Source organism: Salinispora tropica CNB-440, from assembly GCF_000016425.1.
GTDB classification, from domain to species: domain Bacteria; phylum Actinomycetota; class Actinomycetes; order Mycobacteriales; family Micromonosporaceae; genus Micromonospora; species Micromonospora tropica.
This window is the reverse complement of sequence record NC_009380.1, coordinates 1,104,161-1,126,220: the sequence shown is the minus strand read 5'-3', so window position 1 is coordinate 1,126,220 and position 22,060 is coordinate 1,104,161. Positions and strand designations below refer to the sequence as shown.

General features: G+C 68.5%; 21 protein-coding genes, 1 tRNA gene, 1 pseudogene and 1 CRISPR repeat array. Of the genes and pseudogenes, 20 read left to right on the top strand and 3 right to left on the bottom strand.

The window, feature by feature from the left end; all coding sequences use genetic code 11:
* Window positions 1–57: 57 nt before the first annotated feature.
* From cas6 to STROP_RS05005, 19 genes and pseudogenes are all read left to right on the top strand, one after another.
* Window positions 58–750, top strand: coding sequence for a CRISPR-associated endoribonuclease Cas6 (gene cas6 / locus STROP_RS05090; protein WP_011904914.1), 693 nt, complete (start codon window positions 58–60; stop codon window positions 748–750).
* Window positions 747–2,147: a hypothetical protein gene (locus STROP_RS05085; protein WP_011904913.1), complete on the top strand. Its 1,401-nt coding sequence runs from the start codon at window positions 747–749 to the stop codon at window positions 2,145–2,147. The genes cas6 and STROP_RS05085 overlap by 4 nt, the downstream gene beginning before the upstream one ends.
* Complete coding sequence (gene cas7i, locus STROP_RS05080) at window positions 2,147–3,208, top strand: type I-B CRISPR-associated protein Cas7/Cst2/DevR (protein WP_011904912.1); 1,062 nt, start codon at window positions 2,147–2,149, stop codon at window positions 3,206–3,208. The genes STROP_RS05085 and cas7i overlap by 1 nt, the downstream gene beginning before the upstream one ends.
* Window positions 3,205–3,939, top strand: a complete 735-nt coding sequence (gene cas5 / locus STROP_RS25350) for a CRISPR-associated protein Cas5 (protein ID WP_011904911.1) — start codon at window positions 3,205–3,207, stop codon at window positions 3,937–3,939. Before cas7i ends, cas5 begins: the two co-directional genes overlap by 4 nt.
* The gene (locus STROP_RS05070; protein WP_011904910.1) at window positions 3,936–6,341 is read left to right on the top strand and encodes a CRISPR-associated helicase/endonuclease Cas3; all 2,406 of its coding nucleotides are present in this window, start codon (window positions 3,936–3,938) and stop codon (window positions 6,339–6,341) included. Before cas5 ends, STROP_RS05070 begins: the two co-directional genes overlap by 4 nt.
* On the top strand, window positions 6,338–6,856 hold the full coding sequence (locus STROP_RS05065) for a CRISPR-associated protein Cas4 (protein WP_011904909.1): 519 nt from the start codon (window positions 6,338–6,340) through the stop codon (window positions 6,854–6,856). The genes STROP_RS05070 and STROP_RS05065 overlap by 4 nt, the downstream gene beginning before the upstream one ends.
* Window positions 6,853–7,833, top strand: a complete 981-nt coding sequence (cas1b, locus tag STROP_RS05060) for a type I-B CRISPR-associated endonuclease Cas1b (protein ID WP_011904908.1) — start codon at window positions 6,853–6,855, stop codon at window positions 7,831–7,833. Before STROP_RS05065 ends, cas1b begins: the two co-directional genes overlap by 4 nt.
* 4 nt (window positions 7,834–7,837) lie before the next feature.
* Window positions 7,838–8,101 carry a CRISPR-associated endonuclease Cas2 gene (gene cas2 / locus STROP_RS05055; protein ID WP_011904907.1) on the top strand — a complete coding sequence of 88 codons (264 nt, stop codon included), beginning with the start codon at window positions 7,838–7,840 and terminating at the stop codon, window positions 8,099–8,101.
* 89 nt (window positions 8,102–8,190) lie between these two features.
* A CRISPR array of direct repeats spans window positions 8,191–9,815; the repeat unit is 30 nt; unit sequence GTCGCTCATCACCCCTGGAGGGATCGCAAC.
* Window positions 9,816–9,876: 61 nt separating this feature from the next.
* Window positions 9,877–12,564 (top strand): FtsK/SpoIIIE domain-containing protein, encoded by a 2,688-nt coding sequence (locus STROP_RS05050; protein ID WP_011904906.1) that lies wholly within the window; start codon window positions 9,877–9,879, stop codon window positions 12,562–12,564.
* On the top strand, window positions 12,561–13,232 hold the full coding sequence (locus tag STROP_RS05045) for a hypothetical protein (RefSeq protein ID WP_011904905.1): 672 nt from the start codon (window positions 12,561–12,563) through the stop codon (window positions 13,230–13,232). Before STROP_RS05050 ends, STROP_RS05045 begins: the two co-directional genes overlap by 4 nt.
* A gap of 63 nt (window positions 13,233–13,295) precedes the next feature.
* The gene (locus STROP_RS05040) at window positions 13,296–13,556 is read left to right on the top strand and encodes a hypothetical protein (RefSeq protein WP_011904904.1); all 261 of its coding nucleotides are present in this window, start codon (window positions 13,296–13,298) and stop codon (window positions 13,554–13,556) included.
* A gap of 276 nt (window positions 13,557–13,832) precedes the next feature.
* Window positions 13,833–14,987, top strand: a complete 1,155-nt coding sequence (locus STROP_RS05035) for an ISAs1 family transposase (RefSeq protein ID WP_238380279.1) — start codon at window positions 13,833–13,835, stop codon at window positions 14,985–14,987.
* 32 nt (window positions 14,988–15,019) lie between these two features.
* Window positions 15,020–15,214: pseudogene (locus STROP_RS23645) on the top strand (Scr1 family TA system antitoxin-like transcriptional regulator); the annotation flags it as partial.
* Complete coding sequence (locus STROP_RS05030; RefSeq protein WP_011904902.1) at window positions 15,211–15,414, top strand: DUF397 domain-containing protein; 204 nt, start codon at window positions 15,211–15,213, stop codon at window positions 15,412–15,414. The pseudogene STROP_RS23645 and the gene STROP_RS05030, both read left to right, overlap by 4 nt.
* A gap of 250 nt (window positions 15,415–15,664) precedes the next feature.
* Window positions 15,665–16,447 carry a bestrophin-like domain gene (locus STROP_RS05025; RefSeq protein ID WP_011904901.1) on the top strand — a complete coding sequence of 261 codons (783 nt, stop codon included), beginning with the start codon at window positions 15,665–15,667 and terminating at the stop codon, window positions 16,445–16,447.
* A gap of 92 nt (window positions 16,448–16,539) precedes the next feature.
* A complete protein-coding gene (locus STROP_RS05020; RefSeq protein ID WP_011904900.1) occupies window positions 16,540–17,217 on the top strand; it encodes a class I SAM-dependent methyltransferase in 678 nt (225 codons plus the stop codon).
* A 128-nt stretch (window positions 17,218–17,345) separates the two neighbouring features.
* On the top strand, window positions 17,346–18,107 hold the full coding sequence (locus tag STROP_RS05015; RefSeq protein WP_028564065.1) for an alpha/beta hydrolase family protein: 762 nt from the start codon (window positions 17,346–17,348) through the stop codon (window positions 18,105–18,107).
* Window positions 18,108–18,367: 260 nt separating this feature from the next.
* A complete protein-coding gene (locus tag STROP_RS05010) occupies window positions 18,368–18,652 on the top strand; it encodes a type II toxin-antitoxin system Phd/YefM family antitoxin (RefSeq protein ID WP_011904898.1) in 285 nt (94 codons plus the stop codon).
* A complete protein-coding gene (locus STROP_RS05005) occupies window positions 18,649–18,903 on the top strand; it encodes a Txe/YoeB family addiction module toxin (protein WP_018829754.1) in 255 nt (84 codons plus the stop codon). The genes STROP_RS05010 and STROP_RS05005 overlap by 4 nt, the downstream gene beginning before the upstream one ends.
* A gap of 416 nt (window positions 18,904–19,319) precedes the next feature.
* Here the strand turns inward: STROP_RS05005 and STROP_RS05000 are convergent.
* Together STROP_RS05000 and STROP_RS04995 are read right to left on the bottom strand one after the other, a co-directional pair.
* Window positions 19,320–19,392, bottom strand: a tRNA-Ala gene (locus STROP_RS05000).
* Between the two features lie 90 nt (window positions 19,393–19,482).
* Window positions 19,483–20,082 (bottom strand): YqgE/AlgH family protein, encoded by a 600-nt coding sequence (locus STROP_RS04995; RefSeq protein WP_018829770.1) that lies wholly within the window; start codon window positions 20,080–20,082, stop codon window positions 19,483–19,485.
* A gap of 132 nt (window positions 20,083–20,214) precedes the next feature.
* On the opposite strand from STROP_RS04995, the gene STROP_RS04990 reads away from it, so the two are divergent.
* Window positions 20,215–21,018: an S-methyl-5'-thioadenosine phosphorylase gene (locus STROP_RS04990; RefSeq protein WP_011904895.1), complete on the top strand. Its 804-nt coding sequence runs from the start codon at window positions 20,215–20,217 to the stop codon at window positions 21,016–21,018.
* Between the two features lie 24 nt (window positions 21,019–21,042).
* Here the strand turns inward: STROP_RS04990 and STROP_RS04985 are convergent, their stop codons facing one another.
* Entirely contained in the window at window positions 21,043–21,984 is a 942-nt protein-coding gene (locus tag STROP_RS04985) for a hypothetical protein (protein ID WP_011904894.1), read from the bottom strand.
* Window positions 21,985–22,060 lie beyond the last annotated feature (76 nt).

The window sequence follows — 22,060 nt, the reverse complement described above, 5'->3', positions numbered from 1 at the left end:
GGTTGCGACCACTGCTCGTTTCCCTTCGACGCCAGAACATGAATGGAGGTCAGGTAGATGCGGTTCTACGTGGACGTCGCAGGGCCGGATGCGGCGCTTCCCTGGAGGTACGTGCACGGCGTGGCGCACGCCGTGGTGTACAGCGTGATCGCCGAGCAGTCGCCGGCCCTGGCTACCCAGCTACATGAGGGGACCTGGGCGCCGGCCAACTCCCCCCGGCCGGTGGGGATCTCGCCCCCGGTCTTCGTCGGCGCCCGGGCCAAGCCCCGCGCGTACATGATGTCGGGCAAGGGACGGATCTGGTTCGGCTCGCCGATTCCGGTGCTGGCGGCAGCATTGCTGGCCGGCATCACCAGCCGTCGCGAGCTGCGATGGGGCCCGGTCACCCTGACAATCAAGGGCACGCAGCTGGAGCCGACCGTTGACGCCGAATCCTCCACGGTCCTGGAAACCCGCTCGCCGGTGCTGGTGAAGGCCAGCGGAAACCGCTACCTGCTCCCCGACGACGATGGCTTCGTCGGCGCGCTGTTGGCGAACATCCGTCACAAGGCCGACCTGCTCGGCCTGCCGGGCGACGCCGAGGTGCAGGTCGTGGCGGCGGGGCCACGGCGACGCTTCGATGTCTCGGGGGGCATCCGGATCGGGGCGACCGCGACGGTGCGCCTCGATGCCGACCCCCGCCTGATCGCGGCACTCCGCGAGTGGGGTCTCGGGTTGTCCACCATTCAGGGGTTCGGGTGGGTCCGGTGACCGCCGCCGTTGCGGGGCGGCCGGTGCTGACTTTGACCACACATCCGCTGCAGCGCTGCGGTGCTCGGGCGGTCACGCTACTCGCCGGGCGGAACGAACCCGACGAGGTCACTCCGGACGAGTTGGACAGCGTCGCCCGCCAACTGATCGACGACATCGTCGTGGTGTCGAGCCGGCCGAAGCCCGCCCCGACTCCGGACTGGTGGAAGGTGTTGCTCGCGCTCTACCCGAACGCCAAGGCGACCCACAGCGCACGGGCCAGGGATCCGGTCACTCTTCGTCCACTGGTGGCAAACCTGTTCATCCCCGACGCGCCCGCTGCGGATGCTCTGCCCTGCACGTTCTGCTCCGCACCAACGGTGGTGCTATGGGACAAGACCCGTCTGCCGCTGTTCGACACGGCCCGCGCAGCGAACACGCTGCCGCCGCGCGCGGCGGGCTGGCCGACCTGCCGTGGCTGTCGGGTGGCGATGTGGTCCCTGCCGTACGGGGCGTGGGTTACCGCCGGCTCGGCAACCGTCCTCAGGTGCGCAAATCCCGCGGTGGAGCGGCGTTTCGTCGCCCGCAATGTCATTCGGGCCGAACGCATTCACCAGCTGGGTTTCGCCGGTGTGCCCGCTGGTGCAAGCGCGGAGGCGGTCACACTGGCGGCGATGCGGGCACACGCCGTCGACGCGCCGGTTGACGCGGTGCTGTGGTCGTTCAAGAACGACAACCAGGAACCGTGGCTGAGGGTGAGCGGGACACGGCAGGCTGCCGGTCGGCTGCTCGCCCGGATCGAAGCCGACCCGACCACCCGCCTCGGGTGGCTTCGGCTGCGTCGCACGCTGGCCCGCCGGGACACGGATCCGGGTGGACACACGGCGATCGCCCGGACCCTCTTCGTGGATGAGCACGCCACGGTCGACCGCCTTCTGCACGCGCTGCACCAGGCTGTCGCCAACCCACCGGCCGACCCCATCACCGTTGACGCGTGGCGACGGTTGGCCCGCGCCTATCAGGAGGAGATGTACGGGATGGATGTGGCACGCCTCACACCGGCCCGCCAGTTGGTCGCGGCCTGGATCCTGGCCGAGCGCAACCCGCGCGGCCGCTTCAACGACTACGCGAGGGCCACGAAGAGCGGCTATGCCCTCCACGAGTTGCTGATGGCGGCCAGCGCCCGGCTACTGCGCGACGGACGCCCGGTGCCAGACATCAGTGGTATTACCCCCACCCTGTTGTCGGCCGGCCCCGACGGCTGGCAGTGGCGGGCCCAGCTCTTCTTCGAAGTCGTCGCTGACCTGGTGGTGGCGAAGGCACCGATCGGGCGCAAGCCTGCCGACGACGAGGACGACGTTGACGACATCGACAACGAGATTCGGTTCGATCCCCACGAGGAGGAGGTGTACGCCTGATGGCCTTTCTGGCAGGCAAAATCGTACTGGCGGTGACCGCCGGGGCCCCCAACAATGGCCGCGGTGAGGCGACGACCGCGCGGGTCAAGAAGACACTGATCCGCCGGCAGCCCTACCCGTACGTCTCGGCGCAGGCGTTCCGGCGCTGGCTGCGCGACACGATGGCTGAGCTTGGCTCGCTGCCCTCTCCCACTGAGCGGGTGGGCCGGAAGCAGGGCACAGCGCAGAAGGCCACCACCGCAGCCGACCCCATCCGGTACGCCGACGACGACCTGTTCGGCTATCTGAAGGCGACCGCCAAGTCCGAGGAGACGAACACCACCCTGCGGGACAGCCCGTTCATGGTCGGCACCCTGCTGGCGGTGGAACCGGCCCGGCCGACGGAGGACTACGGGGTGATGGCCCGCGGCATCGACGACCCGGTGTTGCACGCACACGAGTTCTACACCGCCGATCTCGCAGCACCACTCCTGCTCGACGTGCCGCGCATCGGCACTTTCACCCTGCCTGCCGCGAAGGGTGCAGGCAGGGCGAACTATCTGAGCCAGGAGGCGGCCATGCAGGTGGCCGATGCGGTCGCCGTCGGCGCCGAGCCGGTAATGTTCCGGGGCCAGCCCGCGGTACGGCTGCCCCTGGCGGTCCGGCGTGAACGAGCCGCGCTGCTGTTGGAGGCGCTCGCCGAAGTCACCGGTGGGGCGAAGAAGGGACTGCACTACGGCGACCGAACGCCGACGCTGCTGATGCTGCTGGCGATGGACAGTGGCGTCAACCCGCTGGACTTCGCGATCAGCGGCGCCGACGACGGCTCCGGGCTGCGGGTCAGCGGCGACGTGTTGCGGGCCGAGTTGGAGGCGTGGAACGAACGGTGGCAGCCACCGGTTCGGGTGGGCTGGCGACCCGGTTTCAAAGAGATCATCCGCAAACAGTTCGAGTCCGACCTCGCGGCGGAGATTGACACTGGCGAGGTACTCATTGATCACCCTCGGACGATGCTGCGGGCGTTGGCCGCCGAGTTACGAGCCGGCACCCACGACTCCTGGTTCGACGACCCGGCGCGATGACAGTCGACAGGTTGACGGCCGGCGCGATGGACGTACGGCCGGGTGGGGCTGTCGGGCTGGAGGCGGTCCGGGTGGAGCTCTTCGCACCGGTGGCATCCTTCCGTGACCCGATGTTTCCTGGGCTGACCCGGTGCCTACCGGTGCCGCCACCGTCTTCGCTGCGCGGTCTGCTGGCCGCCGCGACAGGCGCCGCACGAGAGCCGGTGACGTTCGGCTACAGCGCACACGCGGCTGGTGCCGGCGTGGACGCGGAGACCTACCACCCCATCGCTACGGACGGTACGAACCCGGCATCCGGCGGCCGGGTGCGTGCGGTCAAGCGAGGAACGGCCCTCAAGGACCGGCCGTTCCTTGCCCACCTGAGCGTAACGCTCTGGATCCCCGAGCCCGACGGGCAACGGATCGCCGCCGCCCTGCGTCGCCCGGTCTGGGCGCTGCGAATGGGGCGTTCCCAGGACCTGGTGTTCGTCCGATCAGTCACGTCCGTGCTACTGCAGTCGACCGACGAGGCCGTCGTGGGACACGCGCTGGCCCCGCGGGGCGGACACGCCGCGCCCACCGCCGTTACCATCCGGCTCGCCGAACTGATCCATTCCGACCGGCTGACCACCCACTACGGCGATTATCTTTGGTCCGCCGCACCGGTTGCCCGGCTGCCCGTACGCCATGCGCTCCGCGACGGGGACCAGGCGGTGTGGCTGCGACCCACTCCGGCAGCAGACGGACGATGAACACGGCACGGCAGGCTCTCGACGAAGTGTGGGCCAAGTCCGTCGATCGCACCGGCCGAACGGGCCGGCTGGGCTACGCGGAGCGACTCACCGAACACAGCTACGCCACCTGGGCCGCGGCTCAGACAGTTGCCGGCCGCATCGGACCCGCCGGCGTTCTAGCCGACTGGCCCTCTTTCTGGAACCTGGTTGGGCTCGCGGCGCTACTCCACGACGCGGGCAAGGTCGCCGAAGGGTTTCAGCGGCAGGTCAAGCAGCCCGGACACCACTGGGGTGAGCGTCACGAGGTGCTCTCGTTGGCCTACGTCGACCTGTTCGGAGGTGGGTTGTCGCCGGACGAACGGGCCCTGGTCGCCGTTGGAGTCGGTCTGCACCATCGTTGGTTGCGCTCGGTTGACGGCAGCGGAGCACTGCTCGACCTGTATCCGGAGTCCGCCGCCTGGGAGCGCAAGTTCGGCCACGACCCGGACCCATCACCGGGCCAGCCGACCGGCCAGGTGCCGCTACGACGGCACCACGCGGTCGTGCACTGGTACGCCGATCAGCTCGGCGTACCAGTGCCAGTTGATGGGGACCGCCGGCTTTGGCAGCGGGCCCGGGAGCAGTTCACCGAACTATGCACAGCGTGGGAGGACCCGGTTGACGCCACTCGTGGCCTGGTCGGCGTCCTCCTGCAAGGAGCCGTGACGCTGGCCGACCACTCGGCCTCCGCCCACGTCGCCCTACAAACCCACCTGCCGCTGCCACCGAACTACCTTGCCGCGCTCGCCTACCAGCCCTACCCGCACCAGCGGAAAGCCGCCGAGACCGACGGACACATGATCCTGATCGCACCTACCGGATCGGGCAAGACCGAGTCCGGCCTCGGATGGGCGGCGCGTCAACTGCCGACCATGTCCGGACAGCCCCGGGTGGTGTGGGTCCTGCCTTACCGCGCCTCGATCGACGCGGCGGTCAACCGGTTTCGCCAGGACCTACCGCCCGCCGGGGCAGACGCCGAGGCCGACATCGGAGTGTTGCATGGCACGGCCGCGCTGTCGGTCCTAGCCGACGCGGTCAGGGACGACTGCGGGCCCACCGCTGTCGATGCCCGCCAGGCAAGCTCCCGCGCCGGGGCGATGCGGCTGTTCGCCCAGCGGTTTCGGGTGGCAAGCGCCTATCAACTCCTCGTCGGAGCGATCGCCGGGCCCCGTTACGCCAGCGTCCTGCTGGAGCAGGCCAACAGCCTGATGGTCCTGGACGAACTGCACGCCTACGACCCGCAGACCTTCGGCCGGCTCTGCGCGTGCATGCGGCTCTGGGAAGAGTTGGGTACTCGGGTAGCGGTGGTATCCGCGACCCTGGCACCACCCATGATCACCCTCATCCGTGAAACGCTCCGGAGCCCGGTGGCTCTGCATCGCGCGCCGGACGGGACGGCACCCGACCGACACCGGCTCGTGCTTGATGAGCAACCGTTGACCGCCCCAGCCAGTCTGGAGGTCGTCCGGTCCTGGCTCGCCGACGGCTACAGCGTGCTACTCGTGGCCAACACCGTCGACACTGCCCAAGCGCTCTACACCGAACTGGCCCCGACCGCCCGAGCGGTGGCCGACGAGGCAGGCCGGGACACTGCGGCGCTGCTGCTGCACTCCCGGTTCCGCGCCCGTGACCGAGCCGTCATCGAACGACGGCTCCTCGCCCGGCACGGCGAACGCCAACCCGGCCAACCAGCGCGGCGCGGCGGCTTGGTGGTGGCTACCCAGGCGGTGGAGGTGTCCCTGCGGCTTGACTTTGACCGCGGCGCGAGCGAACTCGCCCCGATTGAAGCGGTCGCGCAGCGCGCCGGCCGTGTCAATCGGCTCGGCCGGCACCCGCAAGGGCCGGTGCCGTACCGGGTGCACCGCGGTGAGAGCTCCCACCCCTATCAACCGGAAGCGTTGGATGCCGCATGGTCAGCATTGACCGCCGCACCCGGCCCGGTGATGTCCGAGCAGGCCATCGACCACTGGCTGAACCTGGCATACCAGACCGACTGGGGGCGGCAGTGGGACGAGGAGGCCCGCCGCAGCCGCGACGCGTTCGCCAACACCTTCCTGACCTTCACCACGCCCTTCACGGACCGAGAGGAATTCCTCGATGGGCTACGCGAGTCCTTCGACACCGTCGAGATCCTCCTAGCCACCGACGAACCGGAGTACGCCCGGTTGACCGGCGGACGCGACGGACATGCCCTGCTCGGTGCCGGACTACTGATCCCGATCCGCTACCAACAGTGGCGGGCGCTGGGCTCCATTGGCACCGTCGGCCGCAACCACCGGATCCCTGTCGTCGACGCGCCGTACAGCTCGGAAACGGGTCTCGATCTGGGCCGGACCAGCCGGAGGACCGCCTTGCAACGACCCGAGGACACCGTCCTGTGACCACTGACCGAGACACCGACGACACCGACGAGATCGGTGGAGTTCACGTCAGGTACCTGCTGCACTGCCCTCGACAACTGTGGCTCTACAGCCACGGCTACCGGCCGGAGGCCCGCAACGAGGCCGTGGCCTTCGGCGAGAGCGTTGACGACACGACATACCGCCGACATGCCGGTGTCGATCTTGGAGCGGCAAGGATCGACTGGGTCACCCGAGGGGCCATCGTCCACGAGACGAAATCCTCTCGCGAGCCCTCGCCGCAACACAATGCTCAAGTCCTGCACTACTGCCTTTTGCTCGCCCGACGCGGGGTGACCATTCGTGGCGGCGTCGTGCACTATCCACTGATCCGACGAGCTGTCAAGATCAACTGGGACGCTCGGGCGCGCCGCATCGCCGAGGAGACCGAGGTGAAAACGCGTCAGGTCATCGCCACCGACGCCCCCGCGCCACGGCTGCCCCGCGCGCAGTGCCGTGGATGTTCCTACCGCGACTACTGTTGGGGAGACTCGTGAGTGCCAGCGGGCGCAGCTATTGGCTGACCGAACCGTGCCGAATCCGACGCGAAGACAACAGCATCCGGATCGAACGCGCCGATGGACAACCTGTTCGCATTCCGATCACCGACATTCGCGACCTTGTGCTCTTCGACAACGCCGACATCAACACCGCCGCGGTATCGCTACTCAGCCGGCACGGAGTCACCGTGCACCTACTTGACCACTACGGCAACTATGCTGGCGCGCTGACTCCAGCCGACGACATGTCCTCCGCACACGTCGTCCGCGCCCAGGTGGCCCTGACAGGCAACCCTCAGGCCCGACTCGCTGTCGCGCAGGCCCTCGTCCGGGCGACCGCGGTCAACGTAGCCTGGGCCCTGGGCACGGACCTGCTCGATGGGCCACTCGAACGACTTCCCGCCCAAATCGGTGCCAGCACCTCATCCGGAGACCTGATGGGAGTCGAAGGTAACTTCCGGCGAACCGCGTGGGGAGTGCTCGATACCCTGCTACCGCCCTGGCTCCGGCTTGACGGACGCACCCGTCGCCCACCCAGTAATGCCGGCAACGCGTTCATCAGCTACCTCAATGCCATCACCTACGCTCGGGTTCTCACCGCGATTCGCTGTACGCCGCTGCACCCGGCGATCGGCTTCCTGCACGCCGACACCGACCGGCGCCGAAACACCCTCGCCCTTGACCTCGCCGAACCGTTCAAGCCGCTGCTCGCCGAACGACTGCTCCGCCGAGCAGCCGCGCAGCGAACCCTGACCGCTGCAGACTTCGTCAGCGACGTCCGTAGCGCGTCCCTCAGCCAGGCCGGACGGAAAAAGATTGCTGTCATGGTCCGCGAAGAACTGGCCACCACCGTCCAGCATCGGCAACTCCGGCGAAAGGTGTCCTACGAGGAGTTGATCCACCTGGAGGCCCTCAAGCTCGTACGACTATGCCTCGAAGGCACGACCTACAAGCCCTTCCGGCCCTGGTGGTAGCGCGATGTTCGTCGTCCTGGTATACGACACGGCCGTCGAACGTAACCCCGCCGCGCTCCGCACCTGTCGGCAATACCTGCACTGGGTCCAGCGCAGCGTCTTCGAGGGTGAACTCTCCACCGCGCAGCATCGCAGCCTCATCACCAGCCTCCGCCAGCAACTGGACCTGGCCTACGACAGCGTCCGGATCTACCGGATCGGCTCGCCACACCTCGTCGAGGTCGAGACCCTCGGCGCTGAACTAGGCCACCCAGATTCGGTACTCTGACCTGCACAGATGCACAACCGCCGGACCGCTGCAAAATCCGACAGGACCGAGCCCGGAAAGACGGCCGTGACCTGCGACTTAAGGTTCGGGTCGCTCATCACCCCTGGAGGGATCGCAACAACTGAACCTGGAGTAACCGATGGCCGACGATCTCCGGGTCGCTCATCACCCCTGGAGGGATCGCAACACCAACCTCGCCGGCACCGCCATCGACGCCGTGCAAGCGGTCGCTCATCACCCCTGGAGGGATCGCAACGTTCGCAGGAGCCGGTGTCCTCCGACGCGCGGGGTCGCTCATCACCCCTGGAGGGATCGCAACACCGTCCCCGGTGCCCAGGTCCGGCCGCACCCAAGCAGTCGCTCATCACCCCTGGAGGGATCGCAACCTGACTGCTGGATCACGCAGTCGACGCGCCAGACGCAAGTCGCTCATCACCCCTGGAGGGATCGCAACGCGGAGTCGGCGGCGGAAAAGCCGGATCATGCGGTCGCTCATCACCCCTGGAGGGATCGCAACAGTTTATCGAAGCCACCAACGCCATCGACGGATTTGGCGTCGCTCATCACCCCTGGAGGGATCGCAACACCCCGGCGGCATGCAGCACCACCGGTAGCTCCACGGTCGCTCATCACCCCTGGAGGGATCGCAACGTCTCCCAGATCCGCCGGCCGGGGGTGTGGGGTGGCCGTCGCTCATCACCCCTGGAGGGATCGCAACATAGGAGCGGAGGTTGCCCAGTCCGCGGGAGAACCGGGTCGCTCATCACCCCTGGAGGGATCGCAACGCGGTGGGACCGGGAAGAGCGCAAAGGGCAAGGGCACAGGTCGCTCATCACCCCTGGAGGGATCGCAACGGCAGTACCCGCCGGACGGTCGGGCGTCGGGCACAGGTCGCTCATCACCCCTGGAGGGATCGCAACGCGGTGGGACCGGGAAGAGCGCAAAGGGCAAGGGCACAGGTCGCTCATCACCCCTGGAGGGATCGCAACCAGTCTCGATGACGTGGTCGGCATCTGCCTCGAGTCGCTCATCACCCCTGGAGGGATCGCAACGCCGAGTGCGGCCGGTCTCCAACTGGTGCAGCAAAGTCGCTCATCACCCCTGGAGGGATCGCAACCCGTCGGCATGGGCACCCTGCCGTTGACCTGCACCGGTCGCTCATCACCCCTGGAGGGATCGCAACACGTACAGGGCGGCGTGCGAGGTGCCCGAGGTGACCACGTCGCTCATCACCCCTGGAGGGATCGCAACGCGGCCCGAACCTCGCCCAGCTCGCCGCGCAGCTCCTGGGTCGCTCATCACCCCTGGAGGGATCGCAACACGGTACTCCCCGCCTGCACGTCACGCTGTCACCTCGTCGCTCATCACCCCTGGAGGGATCGCAACGCATCCTGTTCGGTCACCGTGGCGTTCTCGGACGGGTCGCTCATCACCCCTGGAGGGATCGCAACACGAGGCGCGCAGCAGTAAGTGAGCCCCCCGCCGGTGTCGCTCATCACCCCTGGAGGGATCGCAACGTTTCACCTGATTCTAGCTTCTCAGCGATGCTTTCAGTCGCTCATCACCCCTGGAGGGATCGCAACCCGACAGCCGGTACACCGCGCTCAACCGGGGCTCGGTCGCTCATCACCCCTGGAGGGATCGCAACAACCGGAAGGTGAGCAGCGGGGACTCCCACGCCCACGTCGCTCATCACCCCTGGAGGGATCGCAGTCGAAGCCGCGCGCCGGGGGATGGAGGCCGTTCGCCGAGAGCGACGTGGGGGCTGACTCCGAGTGGCCACTTTGGGTAGGGTCTGCGCGAGTAGCCGTGTTCGGTGGGCTGGGGGACGTGCGTTGGAGTCGGTGGCGTCAGCGTTCGGTCGGGCGGTGGCGGCGCACCGGGAGGCCGTCTCCCACGTTGAGGCTGCCCGGGCGAGATTGCGCGACCGCAGCGCGGGAGATGGTGTCTCGGCGCAGTCCCGGGAGGAAGCACAACGTTTCGCCGCCCGGATGCAGCGGCTCGCCGAGGGGCTGACGCCCGGTTGGCTCGGTTGCCGGCTGGACGGGCCGGCTGCGGATCTTCCCACCGGCGTTGACGCGGCGCTTGGGCGTCCGATGCCGATTCGCCTGGGCGACACGACGCCGGTGGCGGGCAGCGGGTTCAGCGTCGTGGCGCCGTTCGTGGGTGCCGGTCACCTGGCCATCGACAGTGACGCCCGCGATCCGGCGGTGGCGCGGTGGCTGCGGGGCGTACTGCTGCGGGTGTTGGCGGCGTTGCCGGAGGGTGTGCTTCAGGTCGCGGCGGTGGACGGGGCGACCCTCGGGACGGTCTTCGGCCCGTTCCGCGAGATGGTGGAGGCGGAGGCGTGGCCGCGCCCGACGATCGACCTGCCGGGGTTTCAGCAGGTGCTGGCCGAGGCGGAGGAGCGGATCGAGCGCGCCCAGGGTGGCGAGTCGGACCCTTCGGTGCTGCTGGTGTGCGTGGCGGCGATGCCCGAGGGCGCCGGGCGCCGGGAGTGGTCCCGACTGTCGGCGATCGCGCACGCGGGCCCGGCGGCCGGGGTGTTCCTGCTGCTCGCCGGCTACCCGCCGCCGCAGCACCCGGGCGGATTGAACGCGGCACCGCGCCTGGAGGGCACCACCGCGCTGACAGCGTCGAACGGCGGGGTGTTCACGGTCTCCGACCCACCGGGGCAACACCGGTTCAGCTCGGACGACTCAGGTTTGGCAGTGCCGGTACGGCTGGACGCCGGCCCGCCGGACACGCTGGTGGAGGCGGTCTGCCGCCGGTTGGCGAAGTCGGCTCGGGTGCAGACGGCGACGGACTTCACAATGCTGATGCCAAACGAGATCTGGCAGCAGTCGTCGATCGACGGACTGCGGACGGTGGTGGGCCGGGAGGGGCGTACCGAGTGCGTGCTGGCGCTGGATGATGCGACGCCGCACTGGTTGGTGGGGGGGCGCACCGGGTCGGGTAAAACGGTGTTCCTCCTCGACGTGCTCTACGGGCTGGCCTCGCGCTACTCACCGGACGAGCTGTCGCTCTACCTGCTGGACTTCAAGGAGGGCGTCTCGTTCGCGGAGTTCACCCCGACGGTGGTGGACCCGTCATGGATTCCGCACGCCCACACGGTCGGCATCGAGTCCGACCGGGAGTACGGGTTGGCGGTGTTGCGGACGCTGTCGCGGGAGATGACCCGCCGGGCGACCGAGCTGAAGCGAGCCGGTGTGACCAAGCTGGCCGATCTGCGTACCGGGCGGCCGGACGTGGCGATGCCCCGGCTGCTGGCCGTGATCGACGAGTTCCACGTGCTGTTCGAGGGCAACGACGTGGTGGCCCAGCAGGCGGTGGCGCTCCTTGAGGAGCTGGCGCGCAAGGGCCGCTCGTACGGCGTCCACCTGATCCTGGCGTCGCAGACGATCTCCGGGGTGGAGGCGCTCTTCACCAAGACCGACTCCATTTTCGGTCAGTTTCCGCTGCGGGTCGCCCTCGCCGGTGGCGGCGGTGTCCTCGACCAGCTCAACGACGGTGCGGACAACCTGCCCATCGGCGGGGCGGTCATCAACTCGGCGGCCGGGATCCCGGGGGCGAACCGGGTCATCCGCTTCCCCAACGCCGACGCGGGGTCGGTGGCCACCCAGCGGCACCTGCTGTGGAGTGCCCGCCGACCGGGCGGTGCCCCGCCGATGGTCTTCGCCGGCTACGCCGAGCAACATCCCGACCAGGATCCCACCTTCGTCGCCCTGACGCCCGACGTACGGCGGCGGCGAGCCCTGGTCGGCCGGACCGTGGCCGTCGGCCTGCCCACCGCGGGTTTCACCCTCGACGCGACCCCGGGCAGCCATCTGGCGGTCCTGGGCACCTCCCCGGTCGGGGCCGACGTGCTCTACGCCGCCACGGCCAGTTTGGCCCGACAGTACGCGCCCGGCACGGCCCGGTTCCTCATCGCGCCGCTGGTCGCCGCCGCCGACGAGGCCTCCGACGCCACCGTCGAGGCGATCGCCGCCGCCGGGCACCCGTACGAGACGATCAGCGCCGCCCAGCTCCGGGCGCGGCTGGCGGAGCTCGCCCAGCCGACCGCTTCCGACGGCGGGCCGACAACCCACCTGGTGATCTTCGGTGCGGATGTCGCCAGCAGCCTGCTGGCCGCCAGCGACCCCACCACCTACCGCTCGGGACACGACGAGTTGCGGGACGTGCTGGCCAACGGGCCCACCCACGGCGTCCACCTGCTCGGCTGGTGGCGCTCGGTGAGCCGGTTCAGCAGCGACCTCGGGCCCACCGGCGGCAACGAGGTCGCCTGCCTCGTCGCCCTCAACCTGCCCAGCAACGAGGTCGGCTCCCTGGTCGGCGACTACGCGTCGGAGTGGCAGTCCCGCCCCAACCGCGCGCTGCTGATCGATCGGCACGACAACCGCCACGCCCTCATCGTCCCCTACGTGCGCCCCGGCACCCTCGACCAGATCGATGAGTACGCATGACTGGACAACCTGACACGCCACTGCCCCGCGACGGTGGCTGGGCCGCCTACACGGATCACGCCCGCCGCCTGTCCGCCCTGCTGAAGGAGGAACGCGCCAGCGCAGAGCGGCAGGCCGCTGCCGGCCGTGACGGGCAGGCCGCGGTGGATCAGCTCACCCATCGAGTGGCGGCGCAACGGCAACACCTGCACCACCTCGCCGCCACCCTGCGCCTGCCCGCCCCGCAATTTGGCCGTGTCGCGCCCGGCCCCATACCGGATCCGGCCGAGGCACTGCGACGGGCGACAACCGCCGCCAACGCCGCCGACGCCGCCGCGGAGAACGCCCACCGGCGAGCAGCCCAGCCGCCGTTGTTGCCGGGGTTCACCCCGCTGGCCCGCAATGCCCTCGTCTACTCCGTCGCAGCGACAGTCGGCACCTTCGCATCGCTGCTGATGTTTGCGCTCAGCCCCGACAAAGACCTCGGTCGCATCCCCTTACACCTGGTGCCCTGGTCCCTGTGTGGGCTGCCCGCGCTCGCCTTCTTCGCCGGCTATCTCACGATCAGCCTCGTCGGGCAGCCCCGCATCGGCGGTGGTGGCACCCGGTCCAGGAAGGTCGGCGGCGTGATCTGTTTCGTCGGTATGCCGATCTTGTGGTTCATCTTCATCGCCGCGACCCGCGGCTGACACCAGGCGCACCTGCGACCGACGGCAGGGCGTCAGACCCCACAATCCAGGGAGGAAAAGTCAATGGCCACCATCGGAGACATCAAGGCAGGACTGACCCACGGCAAGACTGAGGCGGACAAGGCCCTCGCCCAGCTCGCTGGCGTCAACGCCCAGGTCGACAAGGCCATCGCCGTACTCCAAGCCCTCGCGGCCGGCACCCAGCAGCCCGCCGTCATGGGCGCCATCGGCAAGCTCACCGCCGCCAAGCAGAAGTTCGGCGAGGGCGCCGGCCTGATCCAGGCCGCCGTCGCACAGACCGAAAAGTACAACGCCGTCCTCTGACACCGAAAACCCGGAAGGTCCCCGATGCCCACCGTCATCGTCCCCGTCGGCCTCAACCTCGGCCCCTCCTACCGGTACGTCACCCCACCCGACCCCAACCCCAGGGCTCCGGCAAGGTAGCGATATGACCGTTGTGGCCGGTTGGGTGGGGACGCTCCGGATCATGGTGGTATAGAGACGGGCGCGGCCTTTCGATGATCATCCAGGTGTCGAGTCTGGGAAGATCAAAGAGGACCACGCCCGTTGGGATCATCATCGCTGATTGATGTGTTGGCCGTGCACGCGGACCACCTGGATGAGTCGTTGCCGGTCCAACGCCGGTCGAGCCTGGTCACGGCGTTGGCGGCAGTGCCGGACCGGCGAGACCCCCGCGGTGTCGTCCATGCGTTGCCCGCGGTCCTGGCCACTGCCGTCGCGGCGGTGCTGACCGGTGCCCGCTCCGCGGCGGCGGTCGCGGAATGGGCCGCTGATGCGCCGCAGCAGGTCCTCACTGAACTGGGCGTGTTCCGGGATCCGTTCACCGGGGTGCATCGAGCTCCGGACGAGTCCACGTTCCGGCGAATCCTGGCCGGTGTCGACGCCGACGCCCTGGACGACACGGTCGGTCGGTGGGTCCTCGCGTGCCAGCCGGCGGCGACCACCGGGCGACGGGTGTACAGCGTGGACGGCAAAACCTTGCGGGGCAGCGGCCCGGCCGGTGAACAGGTGCATCTCCTCGCAGTGCTCGACCAGCACACCGGGACGGTCCTGGGCCAGGTCGACGTCGACGGCAAGACCAACGAGCTGACCCGCTTCCAGCCGCTGCTGGGCCCTCTCGACCTGACCGCGGTGGTCGTCACCGCCGACGCGTTACACACCCAGCGCGAGCATGCCCGCTGGCTGGTCGACACCAAGAAGGCCGCCTACGTCTTCACCGTGAAGAAGAACCAGCCGCGTCTGTATCGGCAGCTCAAGACCCTGCCCTGGACGAAGATCCCGATCCAGGACGAGACCAGCACCCGCGGGCACGGCCGCTACGACATCCGCCGCCTGCAAGCAGTCACCTGCACCGGGCCACTCGCCCTGGACTTTCCCCACGCCGTACAAGCACTACGGATCCGCCGCCGACGGCTGAACCTGGCCACTGGCCGCTGGTCCACCGTCACCGTCTACGCGATCACCAACCTGAGCGCAGCCCAGGCCGGCCCTGCCGAACTGGCCGACTGGCTGCGCGGGCACTGGGCCATCGAAACTCTGCACCACATCCGCGACACCACCTACGCCGAGGACGCCAGCCGCCTACGCACCGGCAACGCACCCCGCGCCATGGCCACTCTGCGCAACACGGCGATCAACCTGCTCCGGCTAACCGGCATCACCACCATCGCTGCAGCCCTACGCCACAACAGCCGAAACCCATACCGGCCACTCCAACTACTCGGACTCGACTGAAACGGCCATATCGTCACCTTGCCGGAACCCTGCCTGATCCAGCCGACCCCGCTCTGGTGTATGTCGACAGCATGGCCGGCGACCTGTTCCTCGAACGCGAAGCCGATGTACGACGCTACGCCACCACGTTCGAGCATCTCCGTGCCACCGCGCTGGATCCCACCAGCTCGATCAAGCTGATCAGCCGACAGGCCTCTGCGTTCAGCCTTCAAGGAGGTACGGTATGACTCCCGCCAACCTGACGCACGTCCACTGGGTTAAGAGCAGTCGATCGAGTGGGAATGGCCAGTGTGTCGAAGTTGCTGCGTTCGACGGAGCGGTGGCGTGCCGGGACAGCAAGGACCCGAAGGGTCCGATCCTTATCTTCGGCCACGACGCCTGGACGAACTTCCTGGCGGAGACGAAAGATGGGTTCCCGCAGCGCTAAGGGGCTACGCACCGGCCCTGCCTTGGCGCGCCTCGCCACCCATCCGACTCGCGCGACCCGGCGGTAAACAGGGTCAGTTCCTTGCTCTTGGCATAGGCCAGTCCTACGCTCGCCACACGGCGGTCGGCCGTCGATGTTCTTCTCCGTCCACCAGTTGAGGTGGCACCGGAAGCCGGCCGCTGTGGCACGCAGTAGTCGAAGGGCCTGAGCGGCCTTCCAAGGATTCATATTCCGCAACAGGAGTGGCCGCATGTGGAACTGGAATCACCTCGCGCCGGGCTGGCTCATCTTCCTCATATTCTTAACAGTATTTCTCATAGTCGGCGCCTTGGGTACGTGGTTGCTGCGGGGGCGAGGCAAACGATTGTCCGATGCCGAACCCAAGTGGTTGGACCTCATCACCCACACCGTCTCGGTCACCGGCACCCTCTACGCGCTCCTGCTCGTCCTGACCGCCCTGGCGGTGTATGGGACGTACTCCCAGGCGGGCCTGGCAGTCGCGACCGAGGCGGCAGATCTGAAGGCGCTGCACAACGTGGTGTCCGAGTACCCGGAGCCCACCCGAAGCGAGCTTCAGGACCTGTTGAACGAGTATGTCGACTACATGGTTGACGAGGCGTGGCCGGCATACCAGCGCGGGGATGACGTGGAAGGCGACCGCGTACTGGAGGAACAACTATCGCGTACCCTTCTCGGCTTCACACCGAGTTCGGACAAAGATCAGCAGTTGAGCAGCCTCGCCGTGTCGGAATTCGAGGACTGGAGCAAGTCCCGCCAGATCCGAAGCACCTTCAGCACTGCCGCGCTCCCCACGACCCTGTGGTTCACGCTCTTGATCGGCGCTGTGGCCATCGTCCTTCTGTCGTGTCTCATCCCCACCCGGACGCGTCCAGCCTCCCTGGTCTTGGTCTCCGCGATCGCGGGCATGATCTCTCTGCTGTTGTTCGTCGTCGAACGGGTGGATGACCCCTTCCGAGGGTCGATGAATATATCCGCCGGTCCCTACGAAACGGTAGGGAAGGCCTTTGACTAAACCTGATGAGTCGCTGCGGCGCGCGTGAGTGAACGATGTCCTGGCGCCAACTGAGGTTGTGCAGCGCTTGACCGTCCATCGCGCTGGGGATAATGCTCATCGCCATGATGGATCTTGACAACCAGTTCGGGTACTGGAACTCCGCAGGGACGTCAAAGACCTTCGGGCATCCGGTCGAGCCTTCGTGGCTCGAGGGCATCGATCCTCAGGCATCGGTCCTGGACTACGGGTGCGGTTACGGACGGCTGGCGGGGCTGCTCGCCGAGTGGGGCTTCGACAACGTGGAGGGGGTGGATGTCGCTCCCAATCTCGTCGCCCGCGCACGTGCGCAGCAGCCGGGGGCGCGGTTCACGGTTCTTGACGCTCCTCCCCGGCTGGACCGTCCCGACGGCAGTGTTGACATGGTGCTGCTGATCGCGGTGTTGACGTGTATACCGGGCGACGACGGGCAGCGGACACTGGTGACAGAGCTGCGCCGGGTTCTCCGGCCCGGCGGACTTCTCTACCTCAGTGACCTGTGCCTGCAAGCCGATCAGCGCAACCGCTCGCGGTATCAGCAGTTCGCCGCGAGGTACGGCACCTACGGTGTGTTCGAAACCGCCGACGGGGCGGTGTGCCGGCACCACACGGTGGACTGGCTGGATGACCTGTTCATCGGCTTCGACCAGGTTGGCACCCGCGAGGTCTCCGTGGACACCATGAACGGTCACCCGGCTCGGGCTACCCAGCTCCTGCTGTCCGCGGGGCCGTCCGACGTTGCCCACCGATAGTTCGTCCTGAACGGCGGCCCCAGACGTTGGCGGGCTCCTGTCATGGTTGCGGCATGACTTCGCCGGACATCCGCGTGCTGACAGACCCCCGACGAGAGGCATGGGGTACGGACGGTCCACGGCCGATCGTGACCTACGTGTGGCCGCCAGACACCGCGACGACCAGTGGCACCGTGCTGCTCTCGCATGGAACCGGCGGTTGCGCACTCGATCTGTCCTGGCTGGCTGAGCCGCTGGCCACGGCTGGCCTGCGGGTGATCGGCGTCGACCATCACGGCAACAACTACCGTAGTGGCTACCACGCCGAGGGTTTCGCGCGTTGGTGGGACCGCCCCCAGGACCTTTCGGTGGTGCTGGACCATCTTGCCGACGGCGGTCCCATTGGAGTCGCCGGCTTCTCGCTCGGCGGCTACACCGCCGCCGCAGTGCTTGGCGCACGCATCAACGCCGACCTGTTCGGCGCTATCGCCACCGGACGGGCGACGGTGCCACTACCGCCGGAATACCCGACGCTGATCGACGAACTGACCGACCGGATCGGCATCGATGACATCGCCGCGTGGATCACCGAATCCGGCGGCGACTACGCCGATCGGCGTGTGACCGCTGGTCTTCTCATCTGCCCTGCGCAGGGCCAACTACTTACCTCCGCCAGCCTGCGAGGCATCACGACGCCCGTGTCGATCTGGTGGACCGGCGAGGACGACCAGACCCCGGCCGAGACCAACGCGCTGCACTACGCTTCCTTGATTCCTGGCGCGACGGCGCACTGCGCCGACCTCTCGGCCGGCCACTACGTGTTCGTGCGGGACATGCCCGATGCAGATCGGATCCGCACCCGCCTCGCCGCCGCGGCCGTCACCTTCTTCCGCAAGCAGTTGACCGCGTAGCCGGCAGCAGCGCAACGGAGAAGACCAGGACTGACGAACGCCCTGGCGGGGATTCCTCCCGCACCAGGGCGTTTCTCTTGGGTGGGCCGGAGGTGCCACCATACGAACCACTTCGCCACGATCACCGGTGATCCGCTCCCGCTACGCCCCGCCCCGCCCCTAAGCCTGATCGACAGTTCAAGGCCAGACGTCGGAGCATCTGACGAGCAACCCCGGCAAGCTTGTACAATTTATTGTACGTAGCGTTGGGAGGCAGCAGCATGCGCACCGTTCCCTACTCAGAAGTCCGGCAGAACCTGGCCAAGATGCTCGACCATGTCGTGGACGACGCCGAGGAGGTGGTGGTCACCCGCTCCGGCCGGGAGGCCGCGGTCATCATCTCGCTGCGCGAGTACGAGTCGTTGAAGGAGACGGCCTACCTGATGGCCAGCCCCGCCAACGCGCGCCGTCTGAATGAGGCCGTCGAAGAGCTGCGTAACGGGGGTGGGGAGACGCACGACCTGATCGACCCCGACGCCAGTTCAGGCGCGGCGTCGGCGGCGTGAAGGTCCAGTTCGCCGGCCGAGGCTGGGAGGACTATCTGACCTGGCAACGAGATCGCCAGATGCTCAGACGAGTGAACGCCTTGATCGAGGACATCCGCCGCAACGGCCACCAAGGCATCGGCAAACCGGAGCAGCTCCGTGGAAACTGGGCGGGATTCTGGTCGAGACGCATCGACCAGGAACACCGCCTCGTATACCGGATCATGGACGACACGGTGCAGATCGCGCAGTGCCGCTATCACTACGAATGAGGTAGAGGACCGAGCCCTCCGCCGATGCGCGTCATCGTTTTGACCGTAGTGTCAGGCCGGTTGACGCGTAAGCGCGTTCTCAAGCTCGGGAAGCAGGTCGGCGGCGTTCTGGTTTCGCTTCCCACGGCGGAGTGTACGGACCTGCTGGAGCCGGGGTAGGGCCATCCTGGTTACGGTTCGCCACCGCCGTTGACGACAACGTGGTCGCCGAAACCCCTGCCGCATCAAGGGAACGGGCCAGGACGAGGCCGAGGAACGGCCCACGGCCACCCTGCAACAGGTGTTGGCGATCGCTGACGTGTTCCAGCCGCGCTACCGCCTCAACGCGCGATTTGACACATGGTGGCCCGAGAGAGTGACGAACGACAGAAGCCCTGGTGGGAGATTATCTCTCTCACCAGGGCTTTGCACTTGGGTGGAGCCGAGGGGACTCGAACCCCTGACCCCCACACTGCCAGTGTGGTGCGCTACCAGCTGCGCCACGGCCCCCTGTGCACTGCCCGGTCGCCCGGGCACGGGAGAACTATACACACGCCGACCGGCGTGGTCATCGCGCGGGGTGCCTGCCGCTGCGCCGGCTCAGTTGAGCGCCACGTCCGCCGGGAAGTGCGCTACCGCCGCCATCAGGCCGCCCTGCCGACGCAGCACCATCGGCCACAGGTCGTCCGGACGATCGACGAACGCGTCCCCCGGCAACGCGTCCAGGACAAACCAGGAGCCCCCCGCGATCTCTTGCTCCAGCTGGCCCGAGTCCCACCCGGAGTAGCCGGCGAAGACCCGGATGCCCGCGATGCTCTCCCGCAGCTGCGCCGGGTCCACCGACAGGTCGAGCGTGCCGACCGCACCGGAGATCTGCTGGAAGCTTTTCATCGGGCGCAGCGGGTGGCGCATGCGAGCGAGGCAGATCGCCGAATCCGGCTGCACCGGTCCCCCCTCGAAGACCACGCCCGGGTCGCGGGCCAACTCGCCCCAGTCGCCGAGCACCTCCGCCACCGGAATCTCGGTTGCCCGGTTGAGGACAACGCCCAACGCCCCGCCCGGCTCATGGGCGACCAGCAGCACCACGGTCCGGTCGAAGTTCGGATCCTTCAACGTCGGTGCCGCGACCAGCAACCGCCCGGCCATCGACTCCGTCGCCTGCCCGTCGATCGCCCGCCCCTCTTCCTGCATGTCGGACATCCCGTCAGTCCGGCCGTGCCCGGACAACCGGGGACACCGGTGTCAGCCGCCCCGTCAACGCCATGCCTGGCACCATAGCCTGCTGTCGGGTCGCTGGTTAAGGTCTGACGCGACAGAGACGAGGGAGGTTCGGTGAGTCCCACGGCAGAGTTGGCGGTGATCGGCGGGTCGGGGCTGTACGCCCTGCTCGACGGCGCCACCGAGCACGTGATCGACACCCCATACGGTCCACCGTCCGACGCGGTCACTATCGCGGAGGTCGCGGGGCGCCGATTGGCGTTCCTGCCCCGGCATGGCCGGGACCACCGGCATCCGCCGCACCAGATCCCCTACCGGGCCAACCTGTGGGCGCTGCGCTCGCTCGGCGTTCGCCAGGTGCTCGCCCCCTGCGCGGTCGGCGGCCTGCGCCCGGAGCTGGGTCCCGGCACGTTCGTCGTGCCCGACCAGCTGATCGATCGCACCAGCGGTCGGGCGCAGACCTACTACGACCGGGGTGCGGTGCACGTCTCCTTCGCCGACCCGTACTGCCCGGTCGGGCGGCGTACGCTGCTCGCCGCCGGCGCCCAGCGGGGCGTGCCGACGGTGGACGGCGGGACGGTGGTGGTCGTCGAGGGTCCCCGCTTCTCCACCCGTGCCGAGTCGCGCTGGTTCACGGCGATCGGCGGGACGGTGGTCAACATGACCGGCCATCCGGAGGCGGTGCTCGCCCGGGAGCTGGCCCTCTGTTATTCGTCGATTGCGCTCGTCACCGACCATGACGTGGGGGTGCCGGGCGGCGGATCGGTGACCCAGGAGGAGGTGTTCCGGGTCTTCGGCGAGAACACCGCCCGCTTGCGGGAGCTGCTCTTCACCGCGGTGGCCCAGCTGCCGGCCGATCGGGACTGCGCCTGCGGAGCGACCCTGGACGACATCAGGCTTCCCTTCGCGCTGCCCTGAGCCCAGCAGCCGGGCCATCGCCGGTCAGTCGGTGGTGAGCCGCAGCGGCGTGCCGCCGAGCACGTCGAGGACGGTCCGGTCCCCCAGCGGGGCGGTGAGCTGCACCGTCACCGATTCGAGCAGGAGCTGCTCGGTGCAGACACCGGTGCTGCGGGTTACCGCGCCGCCGACCACCACGAGGTCATCCTGTTCGTACACCAGCGGGGTGGGGCCGGTGTCGCAGGCGCCGATGCCGACTCGGACGGTCAGCGTCGCGCCGTCCACGGCGCGGAGGTCCAGCGCCCCGACCAGTTCCGCGGGCAGTGGCGCGGTGGGTGCGGCCGGCTCCGGCGGCACTCCGACGGCGGTCGGGGCGACGGCGAGCCGGGCCACCGGGGCGGTCAGTTCGTCAGTGGTGAACAGCCAGGCCGGGACCATCGCCTCGCCTCGGCTGGTCCGCACCGGCACGCTGTCCAGCTCGACGGCGGTGACGGTGAGCGGGATGCAGGCGGTCTGCGGCGAGGTGCTCACTCCCGCGTCCGGCCCATCCGGCTGGGCCGGCGGGGTGGCCGGATTCGTCGGCCGCCCGCCGCAGGCCGGCGGATCACCCCGATCGAGTTCCCGGTACGCCTCTGCGGCGCTGACCAGCGGCACGGTGAGTGTGCCGGAGGGGAACTGGATGGTTCCGTCTTCAGGCTGGTCCGCCGGCAGCGAAATCTGGTCCCGGTACCAGCCGGCCTGGAAGGCGGTCTGGGTGTCCGGGGTGAATCCGGGGTCGCCAACGAGCAGGGTCGGTTCCTGGAGTGGGATGTACCCGTCGCTCCAGGACGGGCCGGGCTGCCAGGCGGCGGCGACCTGAGCGGCCCGCTCTTCGAAGACCGCCTGCCGGCCGGTCGGCGAGGGGGCGCCCGTCGGCTCCGAGCCGGCCGGCGCGCAACCGGTGGCCAGCAGCAGGGGCAGGCTCAGGGTGGCGAGTACTCGACGCATACTCCTCGGACGGCCGCCACCGCACACCGGTTCCGGCGGCACCGGAGATTCGCGGCCAGAAACGCCGGTGCGCCCC